Below are 26,498 nucleotides of genomic sequence, written 5' to 3' on the forward strand. Positions count from 1 at the left end.
GGGGGACCGCGGGGCGGGCGGGCCTGTGGGCCCCGCCGCCGCCCCCGCCGCCGCCGACCCCGCCGCCGGCGTCCTTCGTGCCGCGACCGCCCGGGGAACCTCGGTCCGCCCCTGCCCGGCCGGAGTCGACCGCCGTGCCGCGGCAGCCCCCGCCGCCCCGGCCCGCCGGGCGGGCCCCGGCCGATCCGGCACCCGCCGTCGCCGTACCACCACCGCTGCCGCTGCCGCACCCGCCGCCCGTACGACCGCCCGCCGGACCGAACGCCGGACCGAACGCCGCGCTGCACCATCGCTCCGGGCCCCCCGAGGCCGGCGGCGCGGACCGGTCCGGCGGCCACGCCGTCCAGGTCACCCAGCCCGCCGCCCTGGACGGCGGCCTCGCCCTGGCCCGGGCCCTGCGCCCACTGCGCCACGCGGTCGACGCCCCCGGCCGGGCCACCCTCGACGAGGAGGCGACGGCCGAGGCCACCGCCGAGACCGGCATCCTGCTCCCGGTCTGGCGGCCCGCCCAGCAGCCGCGCTTCTCGGTCGACCTGCTGGTGGACACCGGCGCCACAATGGCCGTCTGGCACCGGCTGGCCGGCGAGCTGAGCACCCTGCTGGAGCGGCACGGCGCCTTCGCCGACGTGCGGTGCTGGGCGCTCGACACCGACCGGCCGGTCCCCACCCTCGCGCCGTTCCACCGGCGCCGCCCGGGCGCGCCCGCCGCCGCCAGGGCCGACTGGTCCCGGCCGCTCAACGACCCGACCGACCGGCGGATCCTGCTCGTCCTCACCGACGGCGTCGGCCCGGCCTGGTACGGGGAGGCGCTGCCGGAGTTCCTCGCCGGTGTCGCCGCCGCCCGGCCGGCGGCGGCGCTCCAGGTGCTGCCCCGGCGGCTCTGGCACCGGACGGCGCTGCGCAGCGCCCTCGTGGCCGCACGCGCCTCCGTGGCGGGCCGGCCCGTCCCGGCCTTCCGCTCGGACGCCGCCCTGCCCGGCATCCCGCCTGGCAACCGGGGCGCCGAACTCCGGGCGGACATCCGCTGGCTGCCGGTACTGGAGGTCGACGCCGACTGGGTCACCCCCTGGGCCGACCTGACCTCGGGCCGCACCTCCGGGTGGACGCCGATGCTCGCCGCACCGATCGCCGGCCTGCCGCGCCCGCAGCGCCCGACCGGCCCCGCCAACGACCCGGCGACGCCCGCCGAACGCGTCGCCCGGTTCCGGGCGGGCAGCTCGCCCGCCGCGTACCGGCTGGCCTGCCACCTGGCGGCGGCGCCGCTCAGCCTGCCGGTGATGCGGCTGGTCCAGCGGGCCACCGTGCCGGAGTCCGGGCAGACCGATCTCGCCGAGCTGTTCCTCTCCGGACTGATCGCACCCCGGGGCGCAACGGCCGCCGACCCGGACGAGCAGGTCTACGACTTCCGGTACGGCGTGCGGGAGGAACTGCTCGCCGAACTGACCCGCACCGAGGCCGTCCATGTGCTGGAGCACGTGCTCACCAAGGTGTCCGGCCGGGTCGCGGCGACCTTCGGCGGCACCCGCGACTTCCGCGCCGTCGCCAGGCTGGTCGGAGCGGACGGGGACGGCGAGGAGGACGGCGGTGAGGTGCGGCTGTCGGCGCGGAGCCTGCCGTTCGCCGAGGTCGCGGTGACGGTCCTGGCGAGCGCCGGCGGCCAGCACGCCGCGCTGGCCGCGCGGCTGGCCGAGGCGGTGACGCGGACGGCGCGCGGGGCGCAGGCGACGCGGACGCCGCAGCCGGACCCGCCACCGCTGCGGCTCGATCGGCTGTCCCCGGTCCGACCGGTGCTGAGCCCGCCGGAACCGCCGAGGATGATCGGACGGAAACGCGAACTCGCTGCCCTGGCCGCCGCCTTCGACCCCGACCGGGCGGTGTCCGGACCGCCCGAGCAGCCTGCCGTAGCGGTCGTCGTCGGCGCGACCGGCATGGGGCGCCGACGATTGGTCCAGGAGTACGTCGCGGCGTACGGCGAGCGCCACAGCTTCACCCACTGGATCGACGCGACCTCGCCCGGCTCCCTGGAGCGCGGGCTCGGCCGGCTCTGGTACGCCCTCTCCCCCGCCCTGTCCCCCGCCGACGAGCCCTACGACGCGTCCTCCCCGGCCGCCCTGTGGGAACGGCTGGCACGGCACCGGGACTGGCTCGTCGTCCTCGACTGCCTCCCCCCGGACGGCTGGTCCGCCGATCCCGAGTACCGGTTCTCCCACGAGATTCACGGGCGGGGTTGCGTACTCGTCACGACCGACAGCCCCAGCAACTGGGCGGCGGGCGCCACGGCCGTCGAACTCGAAAACCTCGACACCGACGAGGTGCTGGACGAGCTGGCGGCACGGCTGGGCCCCGCGTACGACCCCGACGACTCCGGCCAGGCCACGGCCCTGCGACGGTTGGCGCAGCGCCTGCCGCACATGCCGGACATCCTCGCCGAGACGGACCTCGACGCGGAACTGGCGCGCGCCCTTCCCGCCGCGACCACCGCGCCGCCGCCGAGCCGGACGAGCCGGACGAGCAGCAACCGGGTGGTCGTCCACGCCACGGTCCAGGGCCTGCCGGTGACGCTGCGCCTGCCGGTCCCGGGCTCCGCGGCGCGGTCCGGGATCCCCGCGCGGTCCCCCGCGTTCACCGGCCGGGCCGAGGCTCTCGCCGCGCTGCTGTCGTTCCTGACACCCGTCGAACCCAAGCAGCTCCTGACTCGTACCGCCGTACTCACCGGTCGCCCCGGTGTGGGGAAGTCCGAACTCGTCCTCCAGGCCGCCGCCACGGTCCTGGTGCGCGGCTGGTACCCCGGCGGGGCGCTCTACCTCGACCTGCGCGAGCACCCGGACACCCCCGTACCGTCCGGTACCCCGGGCCTGGCCGCACTGCTGCACGCCCTGGGCATTCCGGCCGACATCGTGCCACCGGACGCCCCTGCCCGGCTCGCCCTCCTCCGGGACGTTCTCGCGCAGCTCAGCACGGAGGCCGGACCGCTCCTGCTCGTACTCGACAACGCGCCACCGCGCGTCGACCTCGCGCGGTACCTCCCGCTCGACGGTGCGGCCACCGTCCTCGTCACCTCCCGCCATTCGCTGGCGATCGACGCCACCCGGTTCGACCTGCAGGCGATGACCCCGGAGGATTCCGTCCGGCTTCTCCAGAACTACCTCGAGTCGGTCTGGCTCGACGACACGCGTGTGCCCGATGCCCCCCGCCAGGCGCTGGCGCTGGCCGAGCTGTGCGACGGCCTGCCGCTGGCGCTGACGATCTGCGCCGACCGCCTGGCCGATCAGCCGGCCCTCCCCGTGGCCGCCCTGATCCAGGAGCTGAGCGACCCGCGCTACCGGATCGACGGGCTCAGCCACCGCGAGCGGAGCCTGCGGGTCGCCTTCACCGAGTCGTACCTGGACCTGTCGAGCAGCGAGAGCCGGTTGTTCCGGCTGCTCTCCGTGTACCCGTACTCCGAACTGTCCACCGACGTCGCCGCCGGACTGGCGAGCCTCGACATCCTGTTGGCGGAGCAGCTCATGGCGGAGCTGGCCCGGGCCCACCTGGTGGAGCCGGGCCCGACCCCGGACCACTGGCGGCTCCCCCCGCTGCTCCGGCTGTACTCCCTCAGCCGGGGCGAGGCCAACGCAGACGTCGACCACCGGGCGGCCGCACTCGACCGGCTGCTGGAGCACTACCGGCTGGAGACGGAGGCCGCCGCGTCCGGGGACCGCCGGTTCACCGTCCGTTTCAGCCATCCCGATCAGGCCCGGGCCTGGCTGGAGGCCGAGCGGCCGATCCTTGTCGCGCTGGCCGGGTACGGGGCCGAGCACGGTCGCACCGACACGGCCTCCGCGTTCACCCGTTCCCTGCTGCGGATCCTCCTCGACGACCGGCGGTTCGGCGACCTGACCGCCATCGCCGAGAGCATGCGGGCGATCGACCACCGCCTGGGCGACAGGACGGTTGCCGAGTGGTTCCTGCGCGCCCTCGTCCAGGCCCTGGACGACTCCCGGGTCCGGCCCGTGGACCGGCCCGCCGAGGATCGAGCAGCGCTCGATCGGCTGTTCCGGGTCTTGTCCGGGGAGGAGGTCCGGACCAACCAGCTCTACCTGGCCGTTCAGCTCCCGGACGCCGACGAGGCAACGGTCCTCGTCCTGGAGCGGATCCTCGGCGAGGTCCAGCGCGCCTCGACCATCGAGAGCGGGCTCACCCGACCGTCGCCCGGGTTCGGGGCCGAGCTGCTGCTCACGTTCTTCGGACCGGGCGATCCCCTGGCCACGGCCGGGCGCGCCTTCCTGGACCTCTGGGACCGGATCAAACGGCTCGACCCCGCCGACCGGCCGCGATCCCCGATCGCCGTGTCCGTCCTGCACGGCCACCACCCCGAACACCTGCCCGGAGCCGAACAGTTGAGACTCAGGACCATCGGGGACCGCTACGACCGCAACCGGCTCGTCACGGCCGTCGCCGTCTCCGGGCCGGTGTTCGACATGCTCACCGAGCAGTTCGGCACGGACATCACCATGCGCTTCGACCTGTTGCTGGTCGGGGGTGCGAGGCCACCGGCCGAGGAGGCCACCTACCTGTACAGCGGGGACCCCCAGCTGCTCGGCCTGATCCTTTCCCATCCGACGGCGGGGCGGATCATCGAGTCGTGAGCCCGCCCGCCCCACCGGTGGCGGTGGGGCGGGCGGGCCTGTGGTTGCGCGGGCGTCAGGCGAGGCAGGCGGCGTCGGGCAGCGCCTCCAGGTACTTCCGGTCCAGCAGGGTCTTGACGTTGTAGGAGTCGCTGCCGAACTCGGCGGGCTTCAGCTTCTCGTTCAGGTACTGCTGGATGCCCCTGCCGGGCTGGGCGAAGCCGGAGGCGATGCCGCCCTGTTCGACCTTGAAGGGCAGCTTCACGGCGTAGCAGTGGTAGCTGTCGACCTCCTTGCCCTCCTCGACCACCGGGTTGAGGCTGTCCGGCGGGAGCGCGCGCTCGGGGAAGGACGTCCCGATCCTGGAGAGGTAGCGGCCGTAGTAGAGCCCGAAGCGGTCGAGCTTGGTGCCGGTCGGGATCTCGACGGTGGTCCGGTCGATGGTGCCGTTGACGTCGCGGAAGCCGTCCTCGGCCGGGTACTTCCAGTCGAGGCCGTCGCGGTACCAGGAGAGGAACTGCTGCGGCGTCAGGCCGCCGAAGCGGTCGTAGTTCTTCAGCAGCTTGGCGACCCCGGTGGGCAGGTTCCTGGGGCCGAGCTCCTTGAAGCCGCAGTAGAAGTTCTTCTTGTCCTCGGGGGTCGGCCGGTACTGCTCGCTGGGGCAGTCGGTCGGGTCCGCCTGGGCCTCGGTGACCGGGAGCGTGGTGGCGGCGGCGCTCTGGGTGGCGGCGGTGCCGGTCACCAGCAGGGCGGCCGCCAGGGACAGGGCGGCGAGACGGCGGGAACGCATGGGGTCGGGTCCTCCGGGGGTGGCAGGGGTCCGGGCCGGGCGCGCAGGGGGGCGCCCGGTGGCACGGAAGGGATTGATCGACAACGGGTCGATCGGCACCGGAAGCTACACGCCGCCACGGCATTGATTCGTGGGCGAAACGCCCACCCCGGCCCCATTCACCCGATCGGCGGGAGTCCGGTGCGACCGGCACCAATTCGACGGGCGGGAAGGGGCTTTGACCCAGGCCGGGGACGGTGCCGGTCCCGCCCCCGAGCAAATGTTTCATGGGAGAAATATTTACTTCCTCACGGATGTTCTCCCCGGAGTGTGCGCGGGAAGGCCCCGCCACCAGGCGAGGACAGGAGCGACCCGTGCGCGTCGAGATCTGGAGCGACATCAACTGCCCATGGTGCTACATCGGCAAGGCGCGGTTCGAGCGGGCGCTGGAGCGCTTCCCGCACCGGGAGGCCGTGGAGGTAGTGCACCGGTCGTTCGAGCTCGACCCCCGGGCGCCGCACGAGGCCCGGCCGGTGGTGCCGCTGATCGCCGCCAAGTACGGGATCGGGCTGGAGCAGGCCGAGGCGGCGGAGCAGCGGATCGCCGACAACGCCGAGGCGGAGGGGCTGGCGTACCTGCGCTCGGGGCGTGACGCCGCGAACTCCTTCGACATGCACCGGCTGCTCCACTTCGCCGCCGAGCACGGGCGGCAGGCGGAGCTGCTGGACGCCCTCTACCGGGCCAACTTCGCCGAGGAGCGGTCCGCGTTCGCGCCCGGGCGGCTCGCCGAGCTGGCGGTCGAGGCCGGTCTGGACGGGGCCGAGGCGGCCCGGGTGCTGGCCGATCCGGACGCCTACGCGGAGGCGGTGCGCGAGGACGAGGCGACGGCGAGCGCGATGGGTGCCACCGGGGTGCCGTTCTTCGTCCTCGACCGGCGGCTCGGGGTCTCGGGCGCGCAGCCGGTCGAGACCTTCACCGCAGCGCTGGAGCAGGCCTGGGACAGCCGGCCGGTCGTGCCGCTCGTCGCTGTCGGCACCGGCGAGAACGGCGGCGCGGACGGCGGCGCGGACAGCGGCGCGGACAGCGGTTCGGCCACCGGCGAGGTCTGCGGGCCGGAGGGCTGCGCGGTGCCGCAGCGCTGACGGCGGCGGATGCGGGATGCTGGCCGCATGAGTACCGCGGTAGTGGTGGGCGGCGGGCCCAACGGGCTCGCCGCCGCCGTCCGGCTGGCCCGGGCGGGCGTGCGGGTGACCGTGCTGGAGGCCGCCGGGGAGATCGGCGGCGGGGCGCGCAGCGGGGAGGCGATCGTGCCCGGGCTGCTGCACGACCACTGCTCCGCCGTCCACCCGATGACCATCGGCTCGCCCTTCCTGCGCGGCCTCGGCCTGGAGCGCTTCGGGCTGGAGTTCCGGCTGCCGGAGATCGACTGCGCGCACCCGCTGGCGGACGGCACGGCCGGGGTCCTGCACCGCTCGGTCGCCGCGACGGCCGCCGGGCTCGGGGGTGCCGACGGCCGGCGCTGGCGGCAGCTGTTCGAGGGGCCGGTCGCGGGGTACGACCGGCTCGCCGACGACCTCATGGGCCCGCTGCTGCGGCTTCCCCGCCACCCGTTGCGGCTCGCCCGCTTCGGCGCGCCCGCCCTGCTCCCGGCCGCCGCCGTCGCCCGGGCCTTCACCGGGGAGCGGACCCGGGCGCTGTTCGGCGGGGCCGCGGCGCACGCCTTCCAACCGCTGGACCGGCCGCTGAGCGCCGCCGTGGGCCTCGGGCTGCTGACCGCCGGACACCGGCACGGCTGGGCCGTCGCCGTCGGCGGCTCCGGGGCGATCACCCGGGCGCTGGCCGCGCTGCTCACCGAACTGGGCGGGGTGGTGGAGACCGGTGTCCCGGTCCGCTCGGCGGACCGGCTGCCGCCCGCCGACCTCGTCCTGTACGACCTCGCGCCCGGCGCCGTCGCCGCCCTCCTCGGCGACCGGCTGCCGGCCCGGACCGCCCGCGCCTACCGCCGGTTCCGGCACGGGCCGGGCGCGTTCAAGGTGGACTTCGCGGTGGCGGGCGGGGTGCCGTGGACGGCCGAGCCGGCCCGCCGCGCCGGGACCGTCCACCTCGGCGGCAGCTTCGCCGAGCTGGCCGCCGCCGAGCGCGCCGTCACGGCCGGGCGGATGCCGGAGCGGCCGTTCGTGCTGGTCGGCCAGCAGTACCTGGCCGACCCCGGCCGCTCGGCGGGCGACGTCCACCCGCTGTGGACGTACGCCCATGTGCCGCACGGCTGGACCGGGGACGCCACCGAGGCGGTGATCGCCCGGATCGAGGGCTTCGCGCCCGGCTTCCGGGAGCGCGTCCTCGGCCTGGCGGTCCGCCGCCCGGCCGACTTCGCCGCCGACAACCCCAACTTCGTCGGCGGCGACATCATGACCGGCGCCAAGGACGTCCGTCAGCTGGTCCTCGGCCCCCGGGCCACGCTCCACCCCTACGCCACCGGGCTGCCCGGCCACTACCTCTGCTCCGCGGCGACCCCGCCCGGGCCCGGTGTCCACGGCATGTGCGGGGCCAATGCCGCGGAGGCGGCCCTGCGGTGGCTGCGCGGGCGGCCTACGGGTGGGCGGGGCGCGGCACGCGGCTGACGGTTGACGGCTGACGGCTGACGGCTGACGGCCCGACCGACCGACCGACCGACGATCAGACCGGGGCCCCCGCCCCGGCCCCGGTCACCCGGGAGAAGGAGCGACGGTAGACCCGGGGCGGGACGCCGCGGCGGCGGACGAAGCGCTCCCGCAGGACCGCCGCGCCGCTGTAGCCGACCCGGCGGGCGATCTCCTCCACCGGCAGGTCGGTGGTCTCCAGGAGTTCCTCGGCGGCGGTCAGCCGCAGCTCGCCGAGCCAGGCGTGCGGGGTGGTGCCGGTGGCGGCGGTGAAGCGGCGGAGGAAGGAGCGCTTGCTCATCACGGCGCGGCGGGCCAGTTCGTCGACCGGCAGCGGCCGGTGGAGGTTGGCGCGGGCCCAGCCGAGCAGTTCGGCCAGTCGCTCGTCCTCGCCGTCCTCGGGCACCGGCGCGGCGAGGTACTGGGCCTGGCCGCCGTCGCGGTGGGAGGGCAGCACCATGTCCCGGGCGATGTGGTTGGCGACGGCGGCGCCGTGTTCGCGCCGGATCAGGTGCAGGCAGAGGTCGAAGCCCGCGGCGGCGCCGGCACCGGTGGTGATCCGGCCGTCGTCCAGGTACAGGGCCTCGGGTTCGACGGTGACCTCCGGGTGGCTGCGGGCCAGCAGTCCGGCGAAGCGCCAGTGGGTGGTGGCGCGGCGGCCGTCGAGCAGTCCGGCGGCGGCGAGCGCGAAGGTGCCGACGCAGTGGGCGGCGACCAGGGCGCCGCGGTCGTGGGCGGCCGCCAGGGCGTCCAGGACGGCGGGCGGGGGCGGGGGGCGGAAGCCGGCGCCGGGGAGGGCGAGCACGAGGTCGGCGGCGGCGAGCCGGTCCAGGCCGTGCGCGATCGCCAGCGGCACGCCGAGGTCGGTGTCGACGCTGCCGGGGCGGTCGGCGCAGAGGGCGAAGTCGAAGCCCGGCAGTTCCGCCCCGTGCGGGCCGAAGACCTCGGCAACGATGCCGACGGCGAGCATGCCGGCACCGGGCGGGACGTAGGCGGCGACGGTGGTGAAGGGGGCCATCCGCGGAGTGTGGCACAGCGGGCGGCGGGAGGCTGGCACCTTTCCTGCGATCGCTGGCATCTGTGCCACTCGTCGGGGGCGCGGGCGTTCGACAGGATCGACGCATGACGAACGCACCGCTCGCAGACGCCCCCAAGACCGACGCACCGCTCACCGACGCACCGCTCGCCGATGCACCGGTCACCGATGCACCGCTCGGCCGCAGCGCCACTTTCCAGGTCCTCACCACCGGCTACGTGGGCTCCACCGGCCCCGGGGTCGCCGCCACGGTCTCCTACGTCACGGACGCCGGACGGCATGTGATCTTCGACCCGGGCATGGTCGCGAGCCAGGACGACATCCTGGGCCCGCTGGCCGCGCTGGGGCTCGGCCCCGAGGACATCACCGATGTGGTGCTCAGCCACCACCACCCCGACAACACCATGAACGTGGGCCTCTTCGGCAGCGCCCGGGTGCACGACCACCGGGTCGAGTACCGGGGCCACCAGTGGACCAACCGGGACGCCGAGGGGTACGAGCTGACCCCGTCCCTGCGGCTGATCCGCACGCCCGGGCACAGCGCCGAGGACATCACGCTGCTGGCCGGGACGGCGGAGGGCGTGGTCGCGTTCGCCGGCGACCTGTGGTGGCACGCGGCCGGACCGGCGGAGGACCCGGTGGCTCCGGACCGTGAGCTCCTGCGGGCCTCCCGGCTCCGGGTGCTGGCCACCGCGGACCTCATCGTGCCCGGTCACGGCGCTCCCTTCCGGGGCGACGAGTCCACCCCGCGGTAGGGCGGGCCCCTCGGGGCGCGCCTTCCGACCTCACCGGGCGGCGGGCGGGCCTGGGCCGGACGGCGGGCTGGGCTGGGCTGGGCTGGGCTGGGCCGAATGTATGTATCGCTCTCTTGACTGGCGTCACCGAAGCGCGATACTTGCCTCACTCCCGCTCGCCCGATGAGGTGGCCCACCCATGGAGCTCTCGCCCTCTGCGCACGTGGACACGTTCTGTCGAGACAACCTGCCACCCTTCGAGGAGTGGCCCGAATTCCTGTTCGACCTACCGGAGTTGGCCTATCCGGACCGATTGAACTGCGCACACGAGCTGCTCGATGCGACGATCGAGCGGTTCGGCCCGGACCGGCGCTGCCTGGTCACGCCGGACGGCGTCTGGTCGTACGGCGAACTGCGCGGGCACGCCGACGCGGTGGCCCGGCTGCTGACCGGGCCGCTGGGCCTGGTGCCCGGCAACAGGGTCCTGTTACGGGGACCCAACGCGCCCTGGCTGGTTGCCTGTTGGCTCGGTGTCCTGAAAGCCGGCGGGGTGGTGGTGACCACCATGCCGCTGCTGCGGGCGGCCGAGCTGACCGCCCTGCACGAGGTCGCGGCGCCCGTCCTGGCCCTCTGCGACCACCGCTTCCTCACCGAACTGGAGCAGGCCACCACACCCGGGCTGACCGTGGTGCCGTACAGCGGCCCCGGGCCCGAGGACCTCACCGCACGCTGCGCCGCGACGGCCGGCCCGTTCACCGCCGTACCGACCGCCGCCGACGACGTCGCGCTGATCGCCTTCACCTCCGGCACCACCGGACGGCCCAAGGCCACCCTGCACTTCCACCGCGACGTGCTCGCCAACGCCGACACCTTCTCGCGGCACCTGCTGCGGCCCACCGCCGAGGACCTGTTCGCCGGCACCCCGCCGCTCGCCTTCACCTTCGGCCTCGGCGGCCTGGTGGTCTTCCCGCTGCGGGCCGGCGCGGCCACCCTGCTGCTGGAGCAGGCCACACCCGAGCAACTGGCCGAGCACGTCCACCGGCACGGGGTCGACGTGCTGTTCACCGCGCCGACCGCCTACCGGGCGATCCTCGCCGCCGGGCTGGCCGACCGGCTCGCCGGGGTGCGGCGGTGCGTCTCGGCCGGCGAACACCTGCCGGCCGCCGTCTGGGAGGCGTTCCGCGAGGCCACCGGGCAGCGGCTGATCGACGGCATCGGGGCCACCGAGCTGCTGCACGTGTTCATCTCCGCCGCCGACGGCGACATCCGCCCCGGCTCGACCGGCCGGCCGGTCCCAGGCTACCGGGCGGCGATCCTGGACGAGCAGGGCCGGCCGGTGCCGGACGGACAGCCCGGGCGGCTCGCGATCAAGGGCCCCACCGGCTGCCGCTATCTGCGCGACGACCGCCAGCACGAGTACGTGCGCGACGGCTGGAACCTCACCGGGGACACCTATGTGCGCGACCCGGACGGGTACTTCTGGTACCGGGCGCGCAATGACGACATGATCGTCTCCTCCGGTTACAACATCGCCGGGCCCGAGGTGGAGCAGGTGCTCGCCGACCACCCCGACGTCGCCGACTGCGCGGTGGTCGGGGCGCCGGACGAGCGGCGCGGCACCGTGGTCAAGGCCTATGTGGTGCTGCGCGCCGGGGTCGCCGCCGGGCCGGACACCGTCCGGGCGCTCCAGGAGCACGTCAAACGGGCCATCGCGCCCTACAAGTACCCGCGCGCGGTCGAGTTCGTCGACGCGCTGCCGCGCACCGCGACCGGGAAGCTGGCCCGGGCCGAGCTGCGCCGCCGGGCCGCGCCCGAGACGCCGACGGTCACGGCGGCGGCCGGTCCGCAACCCGCCAGCGTGACCGTCGAGCGGCGGGTCGAGTGGTCGGACACCGACGCCGCCGGGCACTACCACTTCTCGGCCGTCCAGCGCTGGGCCGAGGCGGCCGAGGCGACGCTGCTGCGCCGGCTGGGCCTGGACGGGCTGTTCGGCCGGATCCCCCGGGTGCACTTCGAGGCCGACTACCGCGAACGGCTGTGGTTCGGCGACCTGGTCCGGGTCGAACTGCGGGTCGAACGGATCGGCGGCTCCTCGCTGCACTACGCCTTCGAGGTGTACGGCCCGAACGGCCCGGCCGCCGGCGGGCGGATGTCGGTGGTGCACGCCGCGCCGCACGCCAAGGGCACCGAGCCCTGGCCGGAGCCGGTGCGCCGGGCGCTGACCGGGGCCGGACGGCAGGACCCGGAGGTGCTCCGGTGACCGGGGCAGGGGCAGGGGGTGCCCCCGTGACCGGGGCCGCCCGCCGGGTGGCGGTGATCGGCGGCGGGCCGGGCGGGCTCTACTTCGCCGCCCTGGCCCGGCAGCTGGCGCCGGAGCGGGAGATCACCGTGTTCGAACGGGACGGCCGGGACGACGAGTTCGGCTTCGGGGTGGTGTTCTCCGACGAGACCCTGGACGGCATCGCGCAGGCCGACCCGGCCGTGTTCGCCGCGCTGAGCGCCGAGTTCGCGCGCTGGAGCGACATCGACGTCCGGTACGCCGGTCAGGTGCGCACCAGCGGCGGCCACGGGTTCGCGGCGCTGGACCGCAACCGGCTGCGCGCGATCCTGCAACGGCGCTGCGACGAACTGGCGGTGGACGTCCGCTACCGCACCCCCGCACCCCCCGTCGAGCAACTCGCCGAGGAGTACGACCTGGTGGTCGCCGCCGACGGCATCCACTCGGCGACCCGGGCCGCGTACGCCGGCACCTTCCGGCCGGAGCTGGACGAGCGGCACGCCCGCTACATGTGGCTCGCCACCGACAAGGTCTTCGACGCCTTCACCTTCCTCGTCGAGCGCTTCGACTTCGGGGTGCTCCAGGTGCACGCCTACCCGTACAGCGCGGAACGGTCGACGTTCATCGTCGAGATCGCCGAGGACGCCTGGCGCCGGGCCGGCTTCGAGGCCCTCGCCGACCGGGAGTTCGCGCGCGGCGAGAGCGACGACGAGAGCGTGCGGCGCTGCGCGGAGCTGCTCGCCCCGCACCTGGAGGGACACCGGCTGATCCCGAACGCCTCCCGCTGGATCCGCTTCACCACGGTGCGCAACGCCACCTGGCGGCACCGGAACGTGGTGCTGCTCGGCGACGCCGCGCACTCGGCGCACTTCTCGATCGGATCGGGTACCAAGCTCGCCCTGGAGGACGCCCTCGCCCTGGCCGCGAGCCTCAGCGAACAGCCCACCGTGGAGCAGGCGCTGGCGGCGTACGAGGCGGAGCGGCGGCCGGTGGTGGAGTCCACCCAGCGGGCGGCGCAGGCCAGCCTGGAGTGGTTCGAGACGATCGACCGGCGGACCGGTCAGGACGCCGACCGGTTCGCGTTCAACCTGCTCACCCGCAGCCGCCGGGTCACCCACGAGAACCTCCGGGCCCGCGACCCCGGGTTCGTCGCGGCGGTGGAGGCGGCGTTCGCGGGCGGCGCCGATCCGGCCGGGGCGGCGGCGGTGCCGCCGATGTTCCGGCCGCTCAAGCTGGCCGCGCTGGAGCTGCGCAACCGGGTGGTGGTGCCGCCGCTGGCCACCTTCACCTCGCCCGACGCGCTGCCCAGTGCCTTCGACCGGGCCCAGCTGACCGTCCATGCGCTCGGCGGCGCCGGGCTGGTGGTCGCCGGGATGACGGCGGTCACGCCGGAGGGCCGGGCCACCGACCACTGTCCGGGCCTGTGGAACGACCGGCAGGAGGCGGCCTGGCGCGAACTCGTCGCCTCGGTCAGGGCGGTGAGCGACACCCCGCTCGGGATCCAGCTCACCCACGCCGGGCGGCGGGCCGCCACCTCGGTGCCCGGACCGGACGGGATCGGCCGGTCCCTGGGCGCGGACGGCTGGCCGCTGCTGGCCGCCTCGCCGCTGCCCTGGAACGCCGACAGCCCGCGGCCCCACGAGGCCAATCAGGTCGAACTCGCCGCCGTGGTCGCCGACTTCGCGGCCGCCGCCGAGCGCGCGGCGCGGATCGGCTTCGAGGTGCTGGAGCTCCAGTTCGGCCACGGCCACCTGCTCTCGGGCTTCCTGTCCCCGCTCACCAACCGGCGCACCGACCGCTACGGCGGCCCGCTCGCCCAACGGTTGCGGTTGCCGCTGGAGGTGCTGGCGGCGGTCCGCGCGGTCTGGCCGGCCGGGCGGCCGCTGCTGGTGCGGATCTCGGCGAGCGACTGGGCACCGGGTGGCACCAGCGAGGTGGAGGCCGTCGCCATCTGCCGGGCCCTCGGGGACGGCGGGGCGGACGCGGTGGACGTCTCCACCGGCGAGGTCGTCGCCCACCAGCGGCCGCCGTACGGGCGCGGCTACCAGACGCCGTTCGCCGAGCTGGTGCGCGCGGCCACCGGCCTGCCCACCGTCGCGGTCGGCGCGATCTCCGGGTACGACGACGCCAACTCGGTACTGCTGGCCGGGCGGGCCGACCTGGTCGCGGTCGGCCGGGCCCAGCTGCACGACCCGCTGTGGACCCTGCATGCCGCCGCCGAGCAGGGGTACACCGGTCCCGGCGCCCGCTGGCCCGGGCCGTGGGCGGCGGGCAGCCGGCGCCCGCCCGGACCGGGCTCCGACCGGGTGGCGCCGAGGCTGCGGCTGGTGCGCGAGCCCGAGCCGCCGGTGCACCGGCGCTGGCGGCCGGGCGCCGCCGGACTCACCGACCGCACCCGGTACACCGACCGCGCCCACCGCACCGACCGCACCGAGGAGGACCGATGACCGAGCCGATCGCCGCCGCACTGCGGCGCCCGCGCTTCACCGCGGCCGCCGTCCAGGCCTCGCCCGTCTTCCTGGACCCCGCCGCCACCGTGGCCAAGGCGGTCGCCCTGATCCACGAGGCGGCCGAGCACGGCGCCACCCTGGTGGTCTTCCCCGAGGTGTTCGTCCCCGGCTACCCGTACTGGAACTGGACCATGAACCCGGTCCAGGGCTCCCCCTGGTACGAGCGCCTCTACCGCGCCTCGGTGGACGTCCCCGGCCCGTACGTCGACGCCCTGCGCGCCGCCGCCCGCCGGGCCGGCGTGGTGCTGGTGATCGGCGTCAACGAGCGCGGCCGGCACAGCCTCGGCGTGCTGTACAACACCGTGCTGGTCATCGACGCCGACGGCGAACTACTGAGCGCGCACCGCAAGCTGGTCCCCACCTGGGCCGAGAAGCTGACCTGGACCCCGGGCGACGGCAGCACCCTGCGGGTCCACGACACCGCCGTCGGCCCGCTCGGCGCGCTGGCCTGCGGCGAGAATACCAACCCGCTGGCCCGGTTCACCCTGCTCGCCCAGGGCGAACTCGTCCACGCGGCCTGCTACATCGCACTGCCGGTCGCCCCCGAGGACTACGACATGGCGGAGGCGATCGCGCTGCGCGCCGCCGCCCACTGCTTCGAGGGCAAGGTCTTCACCGTGGTCTCCTGCTCCACCATCTCCCCGGAGATCGTCGACGCCATCGCCGGCGAGGACCAGCAGCTCCGCAAGCAACTCTCCCGCCCGCGCAGCGCGTTGTCCGGAATCTTCGGGCCCGACGGCCGCGCGGTGACCGAGCCGCTGGTGGACGAGGAGGGGATCGTGTACGCCGAGATCGACCTCGGCGACTGCGTCCGCCCCAAGCAGATGCACGACATCGTCGGCCACTACAACCGCTTCGACGTCTTCCGGCTGCACGTGGACAACCGCCCGCTGCGGCCGCTGACCCTTCCCGAACCGCCCCCGAAGGAGGAGGAATGACCGACTACGACGACGACCGGATCGGCCGCGCCCGGGTCACCGACAACCCCGAACTCGCCGCCTACTACGACGAGCTGGCCAAGGTCGACGCGGGCGCGCTGTGGACCGTGGCGAACGAGATCGAGCCCTGGTACCCGCAGCCGAAGTCGGTGCCGGTGCTCTGGCGCTACGCCGACCTGCGCCCGCTGGTCCGCAAGGCGCTGCCCCTGGTCAGGGCCGACGACGCCGGCCGCCGGGTGGTCATGCTGGTCAATCCGGGCCGCCGCGAACTCAGCGCCGCCGTCGGCCTGCTGTACACCGGCCTGCAGATCATGGGCCCCGGCGAGGCGATGACCGCGCACCGCCACCAGGCCTCCGCGCTGCGCTTCGTGCACGAGGGCACCGGCGCCTGGACGATCGTCGACGGCCAGAAGCTCAAGGTCGGCCCGCGGGACTTCGCGATCACGCCCAACGGCGCCTGGCACGAGCACGGCAACGAGTCCGAGGACGCCCCGGTGATCTGGCAGGACGGCCTGGACATCCCGCTGGTCAACATGCTCGACGCCAACTTCTACGAGGTGCACCCCGAGCTGTACCAGCGGCCCGGACCGGTGGCCAACTCCTCCCTGCTCAGCTACGGCGGCAACCTGCTGCCGTACGGCATGGAGAAGTGGACCCGGCCGTACTCGCCGCTGCTCGGCTGGCCCTGGGAGCCCAGCTACCACGCGCTCACCCGGCTCGCCCGCGCCACCGAGGGCTCGCCCTGGGACGGGGTGATCATGGAGTACACCAACCCCGTCACCGGCGGCTCGGTGATGCCCACCATGGGCGCCCACCTCCAGTTGCTGCGCCCCGGCCAGGCCACCCGGGCCCACCGGCACACCGGTTCGGTGGTCTACACCGCCGCCAAGGGGCGGGGCGTCTCGGTGGTCGCCGGCCACCGGTTCAGCTGGCAGCAGGGCGACATCTTCGTGGTGCCGTCCTGGGCCTGGCACGAGCACGCGAACCTCGACCCCGGCGAGGACGCCTGCCTGTTCTCCTTCAACGACTTCCCGGTGATGCACTCGCTCGGCCTGTACCGCGAGGAGCCCTACCCGGAGCACGACGGGCACCAGCCCACCACCACCCCGTGACCAGGAGCGCACACCCATGCGGCTGTTGACCTACTGCATCCCCGGCGACGACACCCCCCGCCCCGGCGCCCTGCTCGCCGGGGACCGGGTCGCCGACCTGTCCGCCCTCGCCTCCGCCGCCGGCGTCCGGCTGCCCCCCGACCTGCTGGGCCTGGTCGCGGGCGGCGAACCGGTCCTCGCGGCCGTCCGCGAACTGCTCACCGACGCGACGGCCGGGGGTTCCCCGGTGCGCCCGCTCGCCGAGGTGACGCTGCGCGCCCCGCTGCGGCCCGGCAAGATCGTCGGGGTCGGGCTCAACTACGTCGAGCACGTCGCCGAGTCGCACCGCACCCTCGACACCGAGCGCGAACTGCCCGACCGGCCGGTGCTGTTCAGCAAGCCCTCGACCGCCGTCACCGGCCCCGGCCAGCCGATCCTGCACAACGCCGAGCTCACCAAGCAGCTCGACTGGGAGTGCGAACTCGCCGTCGTCATCGGCACGCCCGCCTTCCGGGTGGCCGAGGCCGACGCCCTGCGGCACGTCTTCGGCTACAGCATCGTCAACGACATCAGCGCCCGCGACCAGCGCCGCTCCGGCCAGTGGTTCTTCTCCAAGGGCCAGGACACCTACGCGCCGTTCGGCCCGGTCGTGGTGACCGCCGACGAGATCCCCGACCCGCAGCGGCTCGACCTGTCCCTGCGGGTCAACGGCGAACTGCGGCAGGACTCCAACACCCGCCACATGCTGTTCGGCATCGCCCGGCTGATCGCCGACATCTCCTCCGGCGTCACCCTGGAACCCGGCGACGTCATCGCCACCGGCTCGCCCTCCGGCGTCGGCGCCGGGATGGTGCCCCCGCAGTTCCTCCGGCCCGGCGACCTGGTCGAGGCCACCATCGAGGGGATCGGCACCCTCGCCAACCCCGTGGTCGACGCCCGCTGACCGGCCGCCCACCCCCGCAGAGGAGCCCGCCCCGATGACCACCAGCTACCGGATAGGCCAGATCGTCCCGAGCTCCAACGTCACCATGGAGACCGAGGTCCCCGCCCTGCTGCGGGCCCGCGAGCGGGTCGCGCCCGAGCGCTTCACCTTCCACTCCAGCCGGATGCGGATGACCCGGGTCACCCCCGAGCAACTGCGCGCCATGGACGCCGAGTCCGACCGGTGCGCCGCCGAACTCGCGGACGCCCGGGTCGATGTGCTCGGCTACGCCTGCCTGGTCGCGGTGATGGCCACCGGCCCCGGCTACCACCGGGAGGCCGAGCAGCGGCTGCACCGGCGCACCGTCGAGAACGGCGCCGCCGCGCCCGTGGTCACCAGCGCCGGCGCGCTGGTGACCGGGCTGCACACGCTCGGCGCCCGGAAGGTCGCCGTCGTCACCCCCTACCTGCGCCCGCTGGCCCGCACCGTGGTCGACTACCTCGGCCACGAGGGCATCGAGGTGGTGGACTTCGCGGCCCTGGAGATCGCCGACAACCTCGATGTCGCCGCCCACGACCCGGCGCGGCTGCCGGACATCGCGGCCGGCCTCGCGCACAGCCGGGCCGACGCGGTGGTGCTGTCCGCCTGTGTGCAGATGCCCTCGCTGTCGGCGATCGAGGAGGCCGAGCAGCGGCTCGGCAAACCGGTCGTCTCGGCCGCCGTCTGCACCACCCACCAGATGCTGCGCGCCCTCGGCCTGCCGGCCTTCGCCCCCGGCGCCGGCCACCTGCTCTCCGGCGCGTTCGCGGAGGTCTGAACCGCCGCCGGACCCGAACCGCCCCCGGACCGGGCGTCGCCGCAGCCCGAGCACCCCGCCGGGTGCCACCGCTATGATCACCACGAGCCGTCGGGAGGAGGTCCGGATGACCGAGAGCACGCCCCGGCCGAGCTCGCTGATCCACACCGTCTACGGCGAGTTCGTCCGCCGTCTCGGCGGCTGGATATCCATCGCCGACCTGATCGCCCTGATGGCCGAGCTGGACGTCGACGCACCCGCCGTCCGCTCGGCCATCTCCCGTCTCAAGAAGGCCGGCACCCTGCTCCAGGAGCGCGGCGGCGGGTCCGGCACCGGCTACCGCCTCTCCCCCGCGATGGGCCCGGTGTTCGAGGAGGGGGACCGCCGGATCTTCCGCAGCCTGGAGCCCGCCGAACTCGCCGACGGCTGGGTGGTGGCGGTCTTCTCCGTCCCCGAGTCCGAACGCGCCCACCGCCACACCCTGCGCTCCCGGCTCAGCTGGCTCGGCTTCGGCAACGCCGCCCCCGGCGTCTGGCTGGCGCCCGCCAGGGTCCTGCCCGACGCCCGGCGCCTGCTCGAACGCCTCGGCCTGGACGCGTACGTCCACCTCTTCCTCTCCGCCGAGTACGCCGGATTCACCGATCTGCGCACCGCCGTCGCCGCCTGGTGGGACTTCCCCGCCATCGAGGGCCAGTACGCCGCCTTCACCGACACCTGGCGGCCCGTCCTCGCCGGCCGCAGCGGCGCCCCCGGACCCGGCCGCGACCGCGACTCCGGCGCCGGAGCCGGCGCCGACCACCCCGGCCTCGCCCCGGCCGAGGCGTTCCGCGACTACGTCCCGATGCTCACCCAGTGGCGGCGGCTGCCCTACCTGGACCCCGGACTGCCCGCCCAGCTGCTGCCGCCCGACTGGAACGCCGTCGCGGCCCGGGCCGTCTTCACCGGGCTCCACACGCTGCTCGCCGGGCCGAGCCTGCGCCACGTCGAACAGGTCACCGGGCTGGTGACCGCCGCCCACCACCGCCAGGAGCCGTGAGATGACCCCGCAGCCCCACCAGCCCCCCGCCGACCTGCTGGTGCGCGCGGCCGCCGTGCACACCCTGGTCCCCGGCGAGCCGCCGCGACACGCCGTCGCCGTCACCGGCGACCGGATCACCGCCCTGGCCGCCGACCCGCACGGCCTGGACGGACTGATCGGCCCCGCCACCGAGGTCGTCGACGCACCCGGGGCGACCGTGCTGCCCGCCTTCGACGACACCCACACCCATCTGATCCTCGCCGGACACAGCGTGCACGGCGTGCCCGTCCACCGCGCCGCCGACCTGGCCGGGTTCCTCGCCCTGGTCCGCGAACGCGCCGCCACCACCCCCGCCGGGGAGTGGATCACCACCACCGTCAACTGGCAGGAGGTCAATCTCGCCGAGCAACGGATGCCCACCACCGGGGAGTTGGACACCGCCACCGACCGCCACCCGGTCCTGGTCCGCCGCGGCGCCTACAACATGGTGCTCAACTCGGCCGCGCTGCGGCTCGCCGGCATCACCGCCGCCACCCCCGACCCGCCCGGCGGCGTGATCGAGCGCGACGCCGAGGGCCGCCTCACCGGCCGCCTGATCAACAAGGCGATCGAGCTCGCCGAACGCGTCCTGCCCCGGGCCGGCCTCGCCGAGCGGATCGACGGCCTGCGCGCCGCCTCCGCCGCCTACGCCGCCACCGGGATCGGCACCGTCCGCGACTGCCTGGTCCCGGTCGAGGACCTCGACGTGCTGCGCGCAGCCCGTGCCGAGGGCGCCCTCGCCGTCCGGGTCCGGGCGCTGGTCTCCGGCTTCGCCGTCCGCACCCCCGAGGAGGTGGACGCCCTGCTCGACCGCGTCGACGCCTGGCGGGCCGCCGGCCACGAGGACGCCCTGCTCTCGGTCTGGGGGGTCAAGTTCGGCATCGACGGCGGCTTCGAGGCGGGCGCCCTGGAGGAGCCGTACCAGGGGCAGCCGTGCTACCACGGCCGGCTGCTGTGGGAGCCGAAGGAGCTGGCCGAGGCCGTGGACCGGGTGGTCGGGCGCGGACTGCGGGTCGGCGTGCACGCCTGGGGGGACCGCGGTCTGCGCACCCTGCTCGACGTCTTCGAGGAGGTGCTCGCGCGCCGCCCCGGACTGCCCGCCGGCACCCTGGTCGTGGAGCACGGCGGCCTCGCCCGCGCCGACCAGCGGGCCCGGGCCGTCGCCCTCCGCATCCCGGTGACCGTGCAGCACCCGCTGCTGCACGACGGCGCCCCCACCCAGCAGCGGGCCTGGGGCGAGGAGCGCACCCGCGCGCTGTTCCCGCTGCGCGAATGGCTCGACGAGGGCGCGATGCTGGCCGCCGGCTCGGACTTCCCGGTCGGCCCGTACGGCGCGATGCTGTCCGTCTGGGGCATGACCACCCGCGGCACGGTGGCCGGGGTGGTCGGGGCGGAACACGCGATCGAGCGGTCCGAGGCGATCGCCCTGCACACCTCGGCGGCGGCCCGGCTGACCGGGGAGAGCGCGGACCGGGGCGCCCTGCGGACCGGCGCGTTCGCGGATCTGACCCTGTGGCCGACCGACCCGCTGACCTGTCCGGTCGAGGAGCTGCGGGGGCTGCAACCCGACCGCACGGTGGTCGGCGGGCGCACGGTGCACCGGCGCTGAGGCGCCTCAGTCCGGGGTCGTAGGCGCGGGGTTGTCGAGCGGCCGCACCTCCTGGAGCAGGCCCCAGGTGAAGTCCGCCGTGCGGGCCTGCGGCCGGCCCTCGGCGTCCGGGGCGGTGAAGTCCAGCCGGAACCGGTTCGGCGCACTGCCCTCGCGCGGCACGGCGGGCGGGAACGCCACGCCCAGATCGGCCACCACGCAGCTCCACGGCCGCAGGTCGTCGAGCGTGCGGAGCACCGGCGGCGGGGTGTCCGCCGCCCGCACCAGCCAGGCGTTCAGCACCGGCGCGCCCACCTCGGCGGGACCGGTCAGGACCTCGAACCGCAACCCGGGCCAGAGCGGCAGCGCCCACTGCCGGGCGGAGCACGCGAGGTCACCGATCCGCCGTGCCACCACCGCCTCCGGCGGCCCGAGTACGGCGGTCCAACGGCGCCCACCACCCGGGAACCCCGGCGCCCTGAGCATCGCCTGCCAGCGCTTGTTCGCCTCCCGCATCCCCGCCCGGGTCTCCCCCAGCCGGCGGACCGCGTCCTCGACCGACTCCGGCCGGAAGTCCGCCATCCGCCGCAGCAGGACCAACTGGAACTCCGTCACCCCGAACCCGTGCACCCCGGCAGGCTACCGGGCGGGCCGCCCGTGACCGGCCGGACACGACCGTCGGTCAGCCGAGGCCGCCGGGTCGGGTCGGGTACGGCGCGAAGGTGCTGCTGTGCTCGTCCACGGCGAGCGGGCGGCCGATCGGCGGGGCGGAGCGCTGCGGGCAGGCCGCCCGCTCGCAGACCTTGCAGCCGAGACCGATCGGCGTGGCCGCGGCCCCGTCGGTGAGATCGAGGCCGACCGAGTACACCAGGCGCGAGGCGTGCCGCAGTTCGCAGCCCAGGCCGAGGGCGAAGGTCTTGCCGGGACGCCCCCAGCCGCCGGGCGAACGGGTGACGGCGCGGGCGGTCCACAGGTAGCGGCGGCCGTCCGGCATCGCGGCGACCTGGACGTGCACCCGGCCCGGGGCGGCGAAGGTCTCGTAGACGTTCCACAACGGGCAGGTGCCGCCGGTGCGGGAGAAGTGGAAGTCGGTGGCGGACTGCCGCTTGGAGACATTGCCCGCCCGGTCGACCCGGACGAAGGAGAACGGCACCCCGCGCAGACCGGGCCGCTGCAGGGTGCTGAGCCGGTGGCACACCGTCTCGTGGCCGACCGAGAAGTGGTCGGCGAGGTGCTCCAGGTCGTAGCGGGACGTCTCCGCCTCGTCGTGGAACACCCGGTAGGGCAGCACCAGCGCGGCGGCGAAGTAGTTCGCCAGCCCGATCCGGGTCAGCGCGTGCGCCGGGGCGGCCTCCGGGCCGTCCTGCGCGGCGAGTTCGGTGAGCAGCGCGTCGTGTTCGAGGTAGCCGAGCTGGGTGGCGAGCCGGAAGGCCTGCTGGCCGGGCCGCAGCCGGGGCGACAGGTGGAGGGTGCGGCCGACCGGGTCGAAGTGGTGCAGCCGGTCGTCCTTCCCGCCCGACCCGGTGCTCACCCGGACGGAGTGCGCCTCGGCCAGCCGGTCGGTCAGCGCGGTCCGCACCCGGCCCCGGCGGACCCCGATGCGCTTCGCCAACTCCTCCGCCGCCCGGTCGAGTTCGTCGACGTAGTTGGCCCGCCGGTAGAAGAATTCACGGACCTGCTCGTGCGGAGTGCGGGCCTCGGTCAGGCCCGCGGCCGGGCCGCGGTCCTCGGCCAGGACGGCGAGCTGCTCGGCGGCGGTGCGGCGGCGGCGGTCCACGTCGAGCAGCAGGGCGGCCACCGCGGGCAGCCGCTGGGCCAGTTCGGCGAGGTCCCCGGCGGTGATCCGCCCGGCGGCGACCTCCTCGCCCAGGGAGTCGCGCAGTTCGGCGGTGAGCCGGGCGGTGTCGGGCGGGGCGAAGTAGCCGGCCTCCACGCCGAACGCCTCGGTGAGCCGCAGCAGGACCGGGACGGTCAGCGGGCGGGCGTCGTGCTCCAGTTGGTTGAGGTAGCTGGGTGAGAGGTCGAGGAGCCGGGCGAGGGCGGCCTGGCTGAGGCCGCGCTCCTCGCGCAGCCGGCGCAGCCGCGCCCCGGCGAAGGTCCTGCCCATGTGTCCCGGCCTCCCTGGTCGACGGGCGCCCACCCTAGCCGTTCGGGCCCGCCCCGGTCTTCGCAGACTTCGCCGATTCACCGTTCCGGCTTCGCAGAACTTGGCACCCGTCCAGCGGTGACGGCACCCCCGTCGGCCTGCCAGAGTCGTGCCACGGCCGGGTCCCGAACCCGGACGGCGCCAACCATCGGCCGGACACCGGGTGTTGGCGTCCGTCCCCGGCGGATCCACGTCCCGCGGTGCAGCACCGCCCGCCCGGTACCCCGGCCGCGCCCGCCCTCCTGGTGGCGGGCGTCACATCCTTCGCAGCGCCACACCCTTTGCAGCACCACATTCTTCGCAACACACGGCAACGAGCCCGGGAGCGGATCACCATGACCGAGTCGGTACGGCAGCAGCAGGAGCGGCGCGCGGCGGAACTGGCCGCCCGGTGGGCGTCCGACCCGCGCTGGGCGGGCATCGAGCGCAGCTACACGGCGGCGGACGTGGTCCGCCTGGCCGGGTCGGTCCGTGAGGAGCACACCCTCGCCCGGCGCGGCGCCGAGCGTCTGTGGCAGCAGCTGCACGAGCAGGACTACATCCACGCCCTCGGCGCGCTCACCGGCGGCCAGGCCGTCCAGATGGTGAAGGCCGGACTGCGGGCGATCTACCTGTCCGGCTGGCAGGTCGCGGCCGACGCCAACCAGGCCGGGCAGACCTACCCCGACCAGAGCCTCTACCCCGCCAACTCGGTCCCGCAGGTGGTGCGCCGGATCAACAACGCGCTGCTGCGCGCCGACCAGATCGACGCCGCCGAGGGCACCGACGGCGGCCCGGACTGGCTGGTGCCGATCGTCGCCGACGCGGAGGCGGGCTTCGGCGGCCCGCTCAACGCCTTCGAGCTGACCAAGGGCATGATCGCGGCCGGGGCGGCGGGCATCCACTACGAGGACCAGCTGGCCTCCGAGAAGAAGTGCGGCCACCTGGGCGGCAAGGTGCTCGTCCCGACCGCGCAGCACATCCGCACCCTCAACTCCGCCCGGCTCGCGGCCGACATCGCCGACGTGCCGACCCTGATCGTCGCCCGCACCGACGCGCTCGCGGCCAATCTGCTCACCACCGACGTGGACGAGCGCGACGCCCGCTTCTGCACCGGCGAGCGCACCGCCGAGGGCTTCTACCGGGTCGAGCCGGGCATGGCTCCGGTGATCTCCCGCGGCCTCGCCTTCGCCCCGTACGCGGACCTGATCTGGGTGGAGACCGGCACCCCGGACCTCGCCCAGGCCCGGGAGTTCGCCGAGGCGATCAAGGCCGAGCACCCGGACCAGATGCTCGCCTACAACTGCTCGCCCTCCTTCAACTGGAAGGCCGCGCTGGACGACGACCAGATCGCCAAGTTCCAGCGGGAGTTGGGCGCGATGGGCTACCGGTTCCAGTTCATCACCCTGGCCGGCTTCCACGCGCTCAACCACTCGATGTTCCAGCTGGCGCGCGGCTACGCCGAGCACGGCATGACCGCCTACGTCGACCTCCAGGAGGCCGAGTTCGCCGCCGTGCCGGACGGCTACACCGCCGTCAAGCACCAACGCGAGGTCGGCACCGGCTACTTCGACCAGGTGAGCACGGCGCTCAACCCCAACGCCGAGACGCTCGCTCTGACCGGCTCCACCGAGGCCGAGCAGTTCCACTGAGCCACCCCGGCGGGCTCGTCGGGGACGAGCCGCCGTCCACCCCACCGCCCGGGGCCCCCGTTGAGGGACGGGGCCCCGGGCACCTCCCTCCGCCTCCAGGAGAACCGGATGAGCCTGCCCACCCGTATCGAGGTCCTCGGCGCCACCGAGGACCGCTTCGAGGAGGTCCTCACCCCCGAGGCCCTCGCCTTCGTCGCCCGCCTGCACCTCCCCTTCGCGGCCCGCCGCACCGCGCTGCTCGCCGAGCGGCGGCGCCGGGCCGAGGCCCTCGCCGCCGGCGGCACCCTGGACTTCCTGCCGGAGACCCGCGCCGTCCGGGAGGACGACAGCTGGCGGGTGGCCGGTGCCGGACCGGGCCTGCACGACCGCCGGGTGGAGATCACCGGCCCCCCGGAGCGCCGGATGGCCGTCAACGCGCTCAACTCCGGTGCCAAGGTGTGGCTCGCCGACTTCGAGGACGCCACCTCCCCCACCTGGCACAACCTCGTCACCGGCCAGCTCAACCTGATCGACGCGATCGAGCGCCGGATCGACGACACCACGGCCGGGGGCAAGCGGTACTACGTCGGGAACGACCCGGCCACCATCGTCGTCCGCCCCCGCGGCTGGCACCTCGACGAGCACCACCTGCTGATCGACGGCCGTCCGGCGATCGGCGCCCTGGTCGACTTCGGCCTCTACCTGTTCCACTGCGGACGGCCGCAGATCGCGGCCGGTTCCGGCCCCTACTTCTACCTCCCCAAGCTGGAGAACCACCTGGAGGCCCGGCTCTGGAACGACGTCTTCACCGTCGCCCAGGCCGAGTTGGGCATCCCGCACGGCACCGTCCGCGCCACCGTGCTGATCGAGACCGTCACCGCCGCCTTCGAGATGGACGAGATCCTCCACGAACTGCGCGAGCACGCCGCCGGCCTCAACGCGGGCCGCTGGGACTACCTGTTCAGCCTGATCAAGAACTTCGCCCAGCACGGGCCGAGGTTCGTCCTGCCCGACCGCTCCTCCCTCACCATGACCCAGCCGTTCATGCGCGCCTACACCGACCTGCTGGTACGCACCTGCCACCGGCGCGGCGCCCACGCCATCGGCGGCATGGCCGCGGCGGTCCCGCAGCGCGACCCGGACGCCAACGAAGCGGCCCTCACCCGGGTCCGCGCCGACAAGGAACGCGAGGCCGGGGACGGCTTCGACGGCTCCTGGGTGGCGCACCCGGGCCTGGTCGGCACCTGCCGCACCGCCTTCGACGCCGTGCTCGGCGACCGGCCGCACCAGCTCGACCGAGGCCGCGAGGACGTCGAGGTCACCGCCGCGGACCTGCTCGGCGTCCACCGGCTCTCCGTCGGCCTGCCCACCGAACAGGGGCTGCGCGCCAACGTCGCCGTCGCCCTGCGCTACCTCACCGCCTGGCTCGGCGGCACCGGCGCGGTCGCCGTGTTCGGCCTGATGGAGGACGTCGCCACCGCCGAGATCGCCCGCTGCCAGCTCTGGCAGTGGCAGCACCACTGCACCCGGCTCACCGGCGGCTCGCTCGCCACCCCGGACCTCGTGCGACGGCTGATCGACCGGGAACGGGCCACCCTGCTCGCCGAAGGCGCCGACCCGGCGCTGCTGGACGACGCGACCCGGATCCTCGTCGACACCGCCCTCGGCGCCGAACTGCCCGCCTTCCTCACCACCGAGGCGTACGCCCGCCACCTCGTCCGCACCACCGCCAGCACGGCCACCGCCGCCGTCTGACGCCGCTCCCGGAAAGGCACGC

At 74.9% G+C, this 26,498-nt stretch carries 17 protein-coding genes and 2 pseudogenes; 15 read left to right on the forward strand and 4 right to left on the reverse strand.

Annotated elements, in window-relative coordinates; genetic code table 11:
- The first annotated feature begins 134 nt into the window (after positions 1 to 134).
- A complete protein-coding gene (locus ADK60_RS17660; protein WP_053647130.1) occupies positions 135 to 4,628 on the forward strand; it encodes an ATP-binding protein in 4,494 nt (1,497 codons plus the stop codon).
- A 55-nt stretch (positions 4,629 to 4,683) separates the two neighbouring features.
- Here the strand turns inward: ADK60_RS17660 and ADK60_RS17665 are convergent, their stop codons facing one another.
- Entirely contained in the window at positions 4,684 to 5,397 is a 714-nt protein-coding gene (locus ADK60_RS17665) for a TNT domain-containing protein (protein ID WP_053647132.1), read from the reverse strand.
- Between the two features lie 353 nt (positions 5,398 to 5,750).
- Between ADK60_RS17665 and ADK60_RS17670 the strand changes: the two genes are divergently transcribed.
- Positions 5,751 to 6,518: a DsbA family oxidoreductase gene (locus ADK60_RS17670; RefSeq protein WP_053647134.1), complete on the forward strand. Its 768-nt coding sequence runs from the start codon at positions 5,751 to 5,753 to the stop codon at positions 6,516 to 6,518.
- A 27-nt stretch (positions 6,519 to 6,545) separates the two neighbouring features.
- Positions 6,546 to 7,997, forward strand: coding sequence for a phytoene desaturase family protein (locus tag ADK60_RS17675; RefSeq protein WP_053647135.1), 1,452 nt, complete (start codon positions 6,546 to 6,548; stop codon positions 7,995 to 7,997).
- A gap of 55 nt (positions 7,998 to 8,052) precedes the next feature.
- On the opposite strand, the gene ADK60_RS17680 is transcribed toward ADK60_RS17675, so the two are convergent.
- Complete coding sequence (locus ADK60_RS17680; RefSeq protein ID WP_053647137.1) at positions 8,053 to 9,033, reverse strand: GlxA family transcriptional regulator; 981 nt, start codon at positions 9,031 to 9,033, stop codon at positions 8,053 to 8,055.
- A gap of 104 nt (positions 9,034 to 9,137) precedes the next feature.
- Here ADK60_RS17680 and ADK60_RS17685 point away from each other — a divergent pair, with 104 nt between their 5' ends.
- From ADK60_RS17685 to ADK60_RS17725, 10 genes and pseudogenes are all read left to right on the forward strand, one after another.
- A complete protein-coding gene (locus tag ADK60_RS17685) occupies positions 9,138 to 9,806 on the forward strand; it encodes an MBL fold metallo-hydrolase (RefSeq protein WP_079008462.1) in 669 nt (222 codons plus the stop codon).
- A 178-nt stretch (positions 9,807 to 9,984) separates the two neighbouring features.
- Positions 9,985 to 11,607, forward strand: a pseudogene (locus ADK60_RS17690) (AMP-binding protein); the annotation flags it as partial.
- 93 nt (positions 11,608 to 11,700) lie between these two features.
- Positions 11,701 to 12,045: pseudogene (locus tag ADK60_RS46645) on the forward strand (acyl-CoA thioesterase); the annotation flags it as partial.
- A gap of 26 nt (positions 12,046 to 12,071) precedes the next feature.
- Positions 12,072 to 14,510 carry an oxidoreductase gene (locus tag ADK60_RS17695; RefSeq protein ID WP_053647139.1) on the forward strand — a complete coding sequence of 813 codons (2,439 nt, stop codon included), beginning with the start codon at positions 12,072 to 12,074 and terminating at the stop codon, positions 14,508 to 14,510.
- The gene (locus ADK60_RS17700) at positions 14,507 to 15,511 is read left to right on the forward strand and encodes a carbon-nitrogen hydrolase family protein (protein WP_053647141.1); all 1,005 of its coding nucleotides are present in this window, start codon (positions 14,507 to 14,509) and stop codon (positions 15,509 to 15,511) included. Before ADK60_RS17695 ends, ADK60_RS17700 begins: the two co-directional genes overlap by 4 nt.
- Positions 15,508 to 16,623: a cupin domain-containing protein gene (locus ADK60_RS17705; RefSeq protein ID WP_045943208.1), complete on the forward strand. Its 1,116-nt coding sequence runs from the start codon at positions 15,508 to 15,510 to the stop codon at positions 16,621 to 16,623. Before ADK60_RS17700 ends, ADK60_RS17705 begins: the two co-directional genes overlap by 4 nt.
- Positions 16,624 to 16,639: 16 nt before the next feature.
- Positions 16,640 to 17,545, forward strand: coding sequence for a fumarylacetoacetate hydrolase family protein (locus ADK60_RS17710; protein ID WP_053647143.1), 906 nt, complete (start codon positions 16,640 to 16,642; stop codon positions 17,543 to 17,545).
- 34 nt (positions 17,546 to 17,579) lie between these two features.
- Positions 17,580 to 18,341 carry a maleate cis-trans isomerase family protein gene (locus ADK60_RS17715; RefSeq protein ID WP_053647145.1) on the forward strand — a complete coding sequence of 254 codons (762 nt, stop codon included), beginning with the start codon at positions 17,580 to 17,582 and terminating at the stop codon, positions 18,339 to 18,341.
- A 106-nt stretch (positions 18,342 to 18,447) separates the two neighbouring features.
- Positions 18,448 to 19,356 (forward strand): PaaX family transcriptional regulator, encoded by a 909-nt coding sequence (locus ADK60_RS17720; RefSeq protein WP_053647147.1) that lies wholly within the window; start codon positions 18,448 to 18,450, stop codon positions 19,354 to 19,356.
- A gap of 1 nt (position 19,357) precedes the next feature.
- Positions 19,358 to 20,986, forward strand: coding sequence for an amidohydrolase (locus ADK60_RS17725; protein WP_053647149.1), 1,629 nt, complete (start codon positions 19,358 to 19,360; stop codon positions 20,984 to 20,986).
- A gap of 6 nt (positions 20,987 to 20,992) precedes the next feature.
- Here the strand turns inward: ADK60_RS17725 and ADK60_RS17730 are convergent, their stop codons facing one another.
- On the reverse strand, positions 20,993 to 21,547 hold the full coding sequence (locus tag ADK60_RS17730; protein ID WP_234371130.1) for a hypothetical protein: 555 nt from the start codon (positions 21,545 to 21,547) through the stop codon (positions 20,993 to 20,995).
- A gap of 100 nt (positions 21,548 to 21,647) precedes the next feature.
- On the reverse strand, positions 21,648 to 23,072 hold the full coding sequence (locus tag ADK60_RS17735) for a short-chain fatty acyl-CoA regulator family protein (protein ID WP_053647153.1): 1,425 nt from the start codon (positions 23,070 to 23,072) through the stop codon (positions 21,648 to 21,650).
- 374 nt (positions 23,073 to 23,446) lie between these two features.
- Between ADK60_RS17735 and aceA the strand changes: the two genes are divergently transcribed.
- Complete coding sequence (aceA, locus tag ADK60_RS17740) at positions 23,447 to 24,742, forward strand: isocitrate lyase (protein WP_053647155.1); 1,296 nt, start codon at positions 23,447 to 23,449, stop codon at positions 24,740 to 24,742.
- 108 nt (positions 24,743 to 24,850) lie between these two features.
- Positions 24,851 to 26,476: a malate synthase A gene (gene aceB / locus ADK60_RS17745; RefSeq protein ID WP_053647157.1), complete on the forward strand. Its 1,626-nt coding sequence runs from the start codon at positions 24,851 to 24,853 to the stop codon at positions 26,474 to 26,476.
- Positions 26,477 to 26,498 lie beyond the last annotated feature (22 nt).

The organism is Streptomyces sp. XY431, assembly GCF_001279805.1.
GTDB classification, from domain to species: Bacteria; Actinomycetota; Actinomycetes; order Streptomycetales; family Streptomycetaceae; genus Kitasatospora; species Kitasatospora purpeofusca.

Coding starts and splice junctions, on each gene's coding strand:
- ADK60_RS17665 (WP_053647132.1), bottom strand. CDS start 5,397: ATGCGTTCCCGCCGTCTCGCCGCCCTGTCCCTGGCGGCCGCCCTGCTG.
- ADK60_RS17720 (WP_053647147.1), top strand. CDS start 18,448: ATGACCGAGAGCACGCCCCGGCCGAGCTCGCTGATCCACACCGTCTAC.
- ADK60_RS17725 (WP_053647149.1), top strand. CDS start 19,358: ATGACCCCGCAGCCCCACCAGCCCCCCGCCGACCTGCTGGTGCGCGCG.
- ADK60_RS17685 (WP_079008462.1), top strand. CDS start 9,138: ATGACGAACGCACCGCTCGCAGACGCCCCCAAGACCGACGCACCGCTC.
- ADK60_RS17710 (WP_053647143.1), top strand. CDS start 16,640: ATGCGGCTGTTGACCTACTGCATCCCCGGCGACGACACCCCCCGCCCC.
- ADK60_RS17715 (WP_053647145.1), top strand. CDS start 17,580: ATGACCACCAGCTACCGGATAGGCCAGATCGTCCCGAGCTCCAACGTC.
- aceA (WP_053647155.1), top strand. CDS start 23,447: ATGACCGAGTCGGTACGGCAGCAGCAGGAGCGGCGCGCGGCGGAACTG.
- ADK60_RS17730 (WP_234371130.1), bottom strand. CDS start 21,547: ATGGCGGACTTCCGGCCGGAGTCGGTCGAGGACGCGGTCCGCCGGCTG.
- ADK60_RS17735 (WP_053647153.1), bottom strand. CDS start 23,072: ATGGGCAGGACCTTCGCCGGGGCGCGGCTGCGCCGGCTGCGCGAGGAG.
- aceB (WP_053647157.1), top strand. CDS start 24,851: ATGAGCCTGCCCACCCGTATCGAGGTCCTCGGCGCCACCGAGGACCGC.
- ADK60_RS17705 (WP_045943208.1), top strand. CDS start 15,508: ATGACCGACTACGACGACGACCGGATCGGCCGCGCCCGGGTCACCGAC.
- ADK60_RS17675 (WP_053647135.1), top strand. CDS start 6,546: ATGAGTACCGCGGTAGTGGTGGGCGGCGGGCCCAACGGGCTCGCCGCC.
- ADK60_RS17700 (WP_053647141.1), top strand. CDS start 14,507: ATGACCGAGCCGATCGCCGCCGCACTGCGGCGCCCGCGCTTCACCGCG.
- ADK60_RS17680 (WP_053647137.1), bottom strand. CDS start 9,033: ATGGCCCCCTTCACCACCGTCGCCGCCTACGTCCCGCCCGGTGCCGGC.